Source organism: Aneurinibacillus thermoaerophilus (assembly GCF_900099925.1).
Classification (GTDB): Bacteria; Bacillota; Bacilli; order Aneurinibacillales; family Aneurinibacillaceae; genus Aneurinibacillus; species Aneurinibacillus thermoaerophilus.
Window position 1 is genome coordinate 170015 of record NZ_FNDE01000004.1, and the last position, 7407, is coordinate 177421.

Annotated in this window: 7 protein-coding genes; 3 read left to right on the forward strand and 4 right to left on the reverse strand. The window is 44.4% G+C overall.

Annotation, left to right across the window (positions count from 1 at the left end):
- Positions 1-253: 253 nt before the first annotated feature.
- From BLR88_RS04140 to BLR88_RS04150, 3 genes are all read left to right on the forward strand, one after another.
- Positions 254-1618 carry a globin-coupled sensor protein gene (locus tag BLR88_RS04140; protein WP_057899471.1) on the forward strand — a complete coding sequence of 455 codons (1365 nt, stop codon included), beginning with the start codon at positions 254-256 and terminating at the stop codon, positions 1616-1618.
- 183 nt (positions 1619-1801) lie between these two features.
- Complete coding sequence (locus BLR88_RS04145) at positions 1802-2101, forward strand: STAS domain-containing protein (protein ID WP_162265039.1); 300 nt, start codon at positions 1802-1804, stop codon at positions 2099-2101.
- Between the two features lie 166 nt (positions 2102-2267).
- Complete coding sequence (locus BLR88_RS04150) at positions 2268-3464, forward strand: MFS transporter (RefSeq protein WP_057899473.1); 1197 nt, start codon at positions 2268-2270, stop codon at positions 3462-3464.
- A 69-nt stretch (positions 3465-3533) separates the two neighbouring features.
- Here BLR88_RS04150 and BLR88_RS04155 read toward each other — a convergent pair whose 3' ends face one another.
- The 4 genes from BLR88_RS04155 to BLR88_RS04170 all read right to left on the reverse strand — a co-directional run bounded on the left by BLR88_RS04155 (position 3534) and on the right by BLR88_RS04170 (position 7207).
- Positions 3534-4310, reverse strand: a complete 777-nt coding sequence (locus BLR88_RS04155) for a 3-hydroxybutyrate dehydrogenase (RefSeq protein ID WP_057900384.1) — start codon at positions 4308-4310, stop codon at positions 3534-3536.
- Positions 4311-4348: 38 nt separating this feature from the next.
- Positions 4349-5002 (reverse strand): CoA transferase subunit B, encoded by a 654-nt coding sequence (locus BLR88_RS04160; RefSeq protein WP_057899474.1) that lies wholly within the window; start codon positions 5000-5002, stop codon positions 4349-4351.
- 44 nt (positions 5003-5046) lie between these two features.
- Positions 5047-5736, reverse strand: coding sequence for a CoA transferase subunit A (locus BLR88_RS04165; protein ID WP_057899475.1), 690 nt, complete (start codon positions 5734-5736; stop codon positions 5047-5049).
- A gap of 76 nt (positions 5737-5812) precedes the next feature.
- Positions 5813-7207 (reverse strand): GntP family permease, encoded by a 1395-nt coding sequence (locus tag BLR88_RS04170; RefSeq protein WP_057899476.1) that lies wholly within the window; start codon positions 7205-7207, stop codon positions 5813-5815.
- Between the last annotated feature and the right edge of the window lie 200 nt (positions 7208-7407).

The window sequence follows — 7407 nt, forward strand, 5'->3', positions numbered from 1 at the left end:
GGTGCCTACTATGACGCTGGCGTCGTAGCAATTGCTTCCCCCTCAACAATTTACATACAAAACAACCCTTTTGACCTACATATAATGGATATTAAAAAAAACAGTTTTTAAGAAATATACAAATTTATTATACTTTTTCAGTATAAAAGTATGAGTTTACAACCTACTGTCATGGTATAATCTTCATTGATTTTAACTATTCTTCCGCTGACTTATTTAGAATTTTATATATCACGTGTAAAGGAGAAGAAAAATGAAAGGACGTCCGTTTGAATATTTATCCGGTAACGAAAAAAAAGCTTTAGGATTTTTAAAAGGGACAAAATCGCCTTCGTCTAAAGCGTCGCCTTCCGTTGACGTCTCACGCTACTACAAGGAACTGATGAATAGTACAGAAGCTTCCAAAGTCAAATTTGTAGGGCTTACTGTGGAAGATTTGCAGCGTCTTGTTTCAATTCGTCCTATTTTCAGTAAAAATGTAAAAGACATTGTACATGCTTTTTACGAGAAATTGTCACAAGTTCCAGACCTCATGACGATTATTAATCATCACAGTTCCATAGATAAGTTGCGCCAGACGTTGGAACGTTACCTGATGGATATGGTATCCGGCGAAATTGGCCAAGAGTATATCATACGCCGCAAAATTATTGGCAATGTGCACAACCGCATTAACCTCTTTCCAGAATGGTATATTGGTGCTTACACGCTTATACAGAACGAAGTGCTTGCTGTGCTTCTTAGAGAAATGCCCTCTGTAGAAGAAGCGTATGAAGCGTTTGTTTCCTTTCAGCGCCTTTGTTCGCTTGATATGCAAATCGCTATTGCCACCTATATCGATTCGTATACTGCTTCCATGATGCGCTTAAACGAAATCGAGCACATTCAACACCGCCTCAATGAATCATCGGAGATGCTTGTCGCCACCGCAGAACAAACCAGCGCTTCCATTTGCGAAAAAGAGGCGCATGTCACCCAAATGCTCGAAGGCACGCGCGACATTCAAGAAAGATCACAAAAAATGGTGAAAGATGTAGAAGAAGGAAAAGCAGAAATTTCGTCGGCGCTGAAAGAAATCGACCGCATCGCAACAATCATGGACGAAACGCGCGAGAAATCAAAAGAGTTAATCGAAAGCGCCAATAAAATTGGCGAAATCGTACAAGTTATTCACGCGATCTCTAATAAAACGAATGTACTTTCTCTTAACGCGAGCATCGAAGCAGCGCGCGCTGGCGAACACGGGCGCGGCTTTACTGTTGTTGCCAAAGAAGTGCGGAATCTGGCCATGCAGACGCAAGCAGCGCTTGAGCATATTCATGAACAAATTTCTATGGTGCAAAACAATGTAAATTCTTTTGAAGACTCGTTTGAACAAATTACAAAACAAACAAGCCGTTTCCGTGAGATGAACAACGCTATTATGGAGATTATGAATAATTCTTCCGTTCAAGTGCGCGCAAACAGCGAAAAAATCCAGAATGTAAGCCAATATATTCTCGATTTTCAGCAAACATTTAGCGAAGTTGCCACCGCTTCTGAACAGGTGGCGAAGATGGCGGAAGAATTGAGCTTGCTTAGCAATCAGTTAAATGGCAAATTCAACATTCAGGAATAGGACATTACGAAGGAACATAGGTGGAACACGGAATGAGTACCGTCACCCTTATCTAAAAAATTACCTCATAACAAAAAATAAAAATTAAGTAAACAATTCAAATTTTACAAAATTTAGAAAACATCTGGCCTCATTTTTGAAAGAAAGTAAATAATGAAAAAGAAAGATAAAGGGGATAAAATAATGATTGATTATAAGGTACAGGAAAATCAAGTGGTATTTATTTTTCAAGAGGATATCCATTTTGAAACTGTACGACAAATGGAAGAAAAAGTAAAAGAAGTAGAGCTTCCAGAATACCCGAATCAGCTTATTATCGATTTACGCCAAGTACGATGTATCGACAGTACGGGAATCGGCTTCTTAATCAGTTGGATTCATCCGCTGCTTTCTCATTATGAAGTAAAAATGATTAATAGTTCGCTTCCGGTAAAAAGAATTCTCCAAATTTGCAAGCTAGATACTCTGATTGAAATCGCATAACAGCATATCACCACAAAACAGGCGCGATACCCATCCGCCTGTTTTTTATTTCAAAAATAAAGTTTTCTTACCGGTTTCTTTCACATAAGCAATTCATCTGCGCTTGAATACAATATAGCATCCAAGATCCAATGTATAATTAAAATAACAAGAAAGGGTGAATGATATGCACAAAAAAAAGAAAAAACGCCGGGCGCTAAAAATGCTTAGTGTCTCCGGCGTCGGTCTGCTGTTTGACTCCATGGACGTCGGCATTCTAGCTTTTGTTCTTGCTGCGCTACAGGCAGAATGGGGCCTAGCACCAACTGAAATGGGATTTATTGGTACCATTAACTTTATTGGTATGGCGTTAGGAGCAGCCCTGGCCGGTTTGTGGGCCGACCGTTATGGACGCAAGCAGCTCTTTATTATTACACTATTAATTTACAGCATCGCAACCGGACTCAACGCGCTCGCCACTTCCCTTATCATCTTTATGGTATTTCGCTTTATCGTTGGCTTTGGCCTAGGAGGGGAATTACCCGTTGTTACAACGTACGTGCTAGAATCTGCCCCACAACGAAATCGCGCAAAATGGGTTGTCTGGCTACAAAGCTTCTGGGCAGGTGGAGCGCTTTTAGCTGCTGTTATCTCTTACTTTGTCATTCCGGAATACGGTTGGCGTATCGCCCTGTTCATAGGCGCTCTACCCGCGCTATATGCACTCTATTTACGCCGGGCGCTTCCGGAAACCCCCGCTTTTACAAGACAGACGAATCAACAAACAATTGGGCAAAAAATTAAGCTGCTTTGGTCCGCTTCCTACCGCCGCACAACATTCGTGCTCTGGCTTCTCTGGTTCGCTTCCGTGTTTTCCTACTACGGCATGCTGCTCTGGATGCCTTCTATCATGGTTATGAAAGGGTTTACTCTTATTAAAAGCTTTGAATATGTACTGCTCATGACATTGGTGCAAATTCCGGGTTACTTTACCGCCGCCTACTTTGTTGACAAGTGGAGCAAAAAAGCTACGCTCGTAACATTTATGGTGTTGGCCGCTCTCTCATCCCTTACGTTTGGTCTCTCTCCTAACGTATGGACACTGCTTATTTCCGGCGTTTGCCTGTCCTTCTTCAACCTCGGTGCCTGGGGAGCAACCTACGCATATACTGCTGAGCAGTACCCGACTTCCTTCCGTGCCACCGGTACTGGCTGGGCAGCCGGTTTCGGACGTATCGCCGGCATTATCGCTCCGTATCTCGTCGGATTGCTAATCAGTATAGGCATCGGATTCCCGTACATTTTCACCATGTTCTTTACCATGACAATGCTCGCTGTACTCGTCGTGCTGTTCTTCGGTAAAGAATCGGGAGAAGAAGCGTAAGTCACAAGCCTTTTCTGTCCGATCGGATAAGAAAAAATTCCGGAGCATAAGCATCCGGAATTTTTCCAATTATTGTGCTGTATAACCACCGTCAATAACAATAGCCTGGCCGGTGACACTGGCGGCTTTGTCGCTTGCGATAAACAGCGCATAGTCCGCAATTTCCTTAACAGACAATAGCTTGCGCTGAGGCACAAGTGGGTAAATCACTTCTTCCAATACTTTTTCTAGCGGTACATTGCGCGTTCTTGCCAAGTCGATCAACTGATCGCGCACAAGTGGCGTATCCACGTACCCAGGGCAAATCGCGTTAACAGTAATACCATACGCCGCGCCTTCCAGCGCCGCCACTTTTGTCAACCCGATAACACCGTGCTTTGCGCTGTTATACGCCGCTTTACCAGCAAAGCCAACGAGACCGTTAACGGAAGCCATATTAATAATCCGACCGTATCTTTGCTTTTTCATAATTGGAAATGCGTGTTTAATCGCCATAAATGGCGCTACCAGCATGACTTTTACCAGCCATTCGAATTTTTCGGTTGGAAATTCCTCAATCGGGGAAACATATTGCAATCCTGCGTTATTAATTAATACATCGAGACATCCAAATTTCACTACCGTTTCGTCAAGCGCAGCTTTCAATTGTTCCTCTTCCACCACGTTGCATCCCATACCGATGGCCGTATACCCTTGCGCTTCCAGTTCGGAAGCAGCAGCTATAGCCGCTTCAGCATTTATATCGCTAATCGCTACTTTTGCCCCTTCTTTGGCAAACTCTTTCGCAATTTCCAGACCGATGCCACTTGCGGCTCCCGTAATAAATACCGCTTTATCCCTCACCAATTTTGTCATAAAAGCAAAATCTCCTTACTATCATTCAACTATGCCTGACTTGCTAATTTTGGAGAAATTATTAATTCCGGTTCCGTACAATCCTGAATATCCTGTACCGTATATCCCGGAACAACTTCTACCAATTCCAGCCCTTTTTCAGTTACATCGATGACTGCCCGATCCGTAATGATACGGTTTACCACGCCTTTTCCGGTCAGCGGCAGCGTGCACTCATTCAGGATTTTCGGCTGTCCGTATTTGTTAACGTGTTCCATAATGACGATAATGCGCTTCGCGCCGTGCACAAGATCCATCGCGCCGCCCATGCCTTTGACCATTTTGCCTGGAATCATCCAATTGGCAAGATCGCCATTTTTCGATACTTCCATGCCGCCAAGAATCGCTAAATCAATATGACCGCCGCGAATCATTCCGAACGATTCTGCACTGCTAAAAATGCTCGCGCCTGGAATCATTGTAATCGTTTCTTTACCGGCGTTAATTACTTCCGGATCTACTTCGTCCTCCGTTGGATATGGCCCAATGCCGAGAAGACCGTTCTCCGATTGTAACACTACGCGTTTTTCTTTCGGAATGTAGTTAGCCACCAGCGTCGGAATGCCTATTCCCAAATTCACGTAAAAACCGTCCTCAATCTCCTGCGCCGCTCGCATCGCAATTTGCTCTCTGGTTAATGCCATTGTATTCCCCTCCTCATTATGATCCGCATGACTGTCCCTAGCCATTATGCCCGCACTGTTCTGCGCTCGATTCGTTTCTCATAATTTGTACATTGAATGATGCGCTGTACATACACGCTCGGCGTATGAATGTGATCCGGATCGAGTTCGCCCGGCTCTACAAGTTCTTCTACTTCAGCAATTGTAATCTTACCAGCCGCCGCCATCATCGGGTTAAAATTGCGCGCAGTTTTGTTATAAATCAAGTTGCCCATCGTATCCCCCTTCTGCGCTTTCACGAGGGCAAAATCAGCTGTCAACGCCGTTTCCAGCAAATATTCTTTGCCGTTAAATACGCGCACTTCACGTCCTTCCGCCAGCGGCGTACCTACGCCGGCAGGCGTATAGAATGCCGGGATACCTGCGCCACCCGCACGAATGCGTTCTGCCAATGTCCCTTGGGGCACCAATTCCACTTCTAGTTCACCGGAAAGGAACTGACGTTCAAACTCTTTGTTCTCTCCCACATAAGAAGAAATCATTTTTTTGATTTGTTTATTGTGTAACAGCACGCCCAGACCCCAATCGTCTACGCCGCAGTTGTTCGAAATAATTGTTAGATCCTTTACGCCAAGGTCGCGCAATCCGAGAATCAACTTCTCTGGAATTCCTACCAGGCCGAAGCCACCCACCATAATCGTCGCGCCGTCTTGAATTCCGCTTAAGGCTTCCTCAATGGATGTGTAGACACTCACTCGACTCACTCCTCATCGAAATTAGTAATCATTGCTCTGAGAATAGAATTGAAATCGCTTGCAATGAAGCGAAATTTTAAACAATACCAAACATATAATAAAGTGCGATAATAAAGAATACAGCGACTGTCTTGATAACAGTCATCACGAAAATATCAATATAGGATTGCTTATGTGTCAGCCCGGTAACCGCAAGCAGCGTAATTACAGCACCGTTATGCGGCAACGTATCCATGCCGCCAGACGCCATGGAAGCTACGCGATGCAACACTTCCGGGTCGATGCCCATCTTCTGCGCCTGTTCCAAATAGGTCTCCCCCATAGCTGCCAGCGCGATGCTCATCCCGCCCGATGCGGAGCCGGTGATACCAGCGAGCGTCGTTGTTGTTACAGCTTCGTTGACCAGCGGATTTGTAAACGTATTCGCCATTGCCTCATTCACAGCCTTAAATCCGGGAAGCAGCGAAATAATGCCGCCAAATCCGTACTCGGAAGCCGTGTTAAGCGTCGCCAGCATCGCGCCACCGATCGATGCGTTAATTCCCGCGTTGAAATTTTCTTTGATCCGGTTGAATGAAAAAACCAATACCGTCAAGATGCCGAGCACAAGCGCGCCCTCAACAGCCCAAATGGCTGTCTCCTTAGAAATATCAACCGGATCCACTTTCGGAATATTGATGGCAGCAAAGTCAAACGTCTTTCCGTAGAACTGTGGAATCATATTTGTGAAAATTTTGTTAAATACGCCGACAACAACAAGCGGCAAGATAGCAATAAGTGGATGCGGCAGTTTCTCATCCGCAACCAGCTCAGGCTCATTTTTGTGACCTGTACCATACCCTTCTCCTGCTGCCTTTGCCTTTCTTCTCCTATATTCTAAGTAAATCATACCAAGAATGAAAACAAAAAGTCCACCTATAAAACCAAGCCAAGGAGCAGCCCACGTATCTGTTTTGAAAAATGTCGTCGGAATAATATTCTGAATTTGTGGCGTTCCCGGAAAAGCATCCATTGTGAACGTAAACGCCCCAAGTGCAATAGTTCCTGGAATCAGGCGTTTCGGAATATCAGCTGCTCGAAACAATTCCGCTGCAAATGGATATACAGCAAACGCCACAACGAATAAGGAAACGCCCCCATACGTAAGAATCGCGCCAACCAATACAATAGCCAGCATCGCCCGACTCGGACCGATCATTTTGATAACCGCGCCCGTAATCGATTTCGCGAAGCCGGACATTTCAATGACTTTACCAAAGATCGCTCCCAACAAGAATACAGGAAAATAGTTTTTAATGAAGCTGACCATTTTGTCCATGAATACACCTGAAAAAAATGGGAGCACATACCCTGGATCAGTCAGAAGCACCGCAAACAGTGCGGCAATGGGCGCAAACAAAATGACGCTAAAGCCACGATAAGCGACAAACATCAGGAAAAACAGCGCCAATAAAATAACTACAATTTCCATCCAGCTTCCTCCCTTTGTCTATACCATGTATTGAACCGCTTTCAATTCTTTTCTTGCTCTACTTTCTACCTACGTACCATACCCGCTCCTCTCTTTTTTTCTTAATAACTGTAGATGAGCAAATTCACTAACATAAATTTACATCCGAACAAAAAAGGAGACATGAACCCGATTCCTTGATTAGAATAGATGTGTCACCA